The 886-nt window shown below is 58.1% G+C and carries 1 protein-coding gene; it reads left to right on the top strand.

All coding sequences use genetic code 11. The features are described 5' to 3' along the window. Nucleotides 1-122: 122 nt before the first annotated feature. Nucleotides 123-713, top strand: a complete 591-nt coding sequence (locus C3418_RS23725) for a DUF4113 domain-containing protein (protein WP_258040183.1) — start codon at nt 123-125, stop codon at nt 711-713. Nucleotides 714-886: the final 173 nt, after the last annotated feature.

Genomic DNA, 886 nt, shown 5'->3' with positions numbered 1-886 from the left:
GTTGAACACTGTTTCCGGAAAGGAGGGGCGAAGTGTTCAGGTTGAACCGGAATGAGCGTTCACATTGGTCCGGAAATGGTGTTCACGTTGAATCGGAATTGGTGTTCATGATCGGCCGGAATATGCAACAGGAGCTGCGTGGCCTGTCTTGCGCAGAGCTGACCGTTGAACCGGCGGCGAAGCAGCAGATCCTCTCGAGCCGTTCCTTTGGTGAGCGCGTGACCGACCGTGGAGAAATGGCCCAGGCGTTGTCGGGCTTTATGGCTCGCGCAGCCGAGAAGCTGCGGGCCGAGGGAATGTGTTGCCAGCGGGTGCACCTGTTCGTGCGAACCAGCCCCTTTGACGAACGAGCCCCTTACTACAGTGAGCAGGCTGGCGTCCGGTTGGTCTGCCCTAGCGATGATACCCGGTTGCTGCTGCAGCAAGTGAACGTGCTGCTACCGCAGATTTGGCGCGACGGTTACCGTTATCAGAAGGGGGGCGTCATGCTGAGTGAGTTCACCCCCAAGGGGCAACAACAGGCAGATCTCTTTGCCCCGTCCTCCACTCAATCAGATGCGCTGATGGCAGTGATGGACCAGATCAAAGCCAAGGGATTGGGGCGCGTAGGCTTTGCCAGTCAAGGCACGGGGTCAGCCGAGTGGATGATGCGACAAGAGCACTTGAGCCCCTGCTACACCACCCGCTGGGAGGACCTGCCGGTGGCCAGGTAAGTGGATACAGTAATGTGCCTACCGTTTGCTAAATGTGGTACCCCATGTGGTACCCCAATACGAGGTTTTAGGATGATTTCTCAAGATCGACAAGTCGCGGCAGCAGACCGCGAGGATAGGCGCATCTCCTCCCCTCTGATAATCTGCCGTGGCCACGGTAGCCAACTATCCCG

The sequence above is a fragment of the Aeromonas sp. ASNIH8 genome (assembly GCF_002919855.1).
GTDB lineage: Bacteria > Pseudomonadota > Gammaproteobacteria > Enterobacterales > Aeromonadaceae > Aeromonas > Aeromonas caviae.
Note: the sequence above shows the minus strand (reverse complement) of the source record. Positions and strands in the feature narration are given on the sequence as shown.

Excerpts from the sequence above, each read along its gene's own strand:
- C3418_RS23725 (WP_258040183.1), top strand. The coding sequence starts at position 123 with ATGCAACAGGAGCTGCGTGGCCTGTCTTGCGCAGAGCTGACCGTTGAA.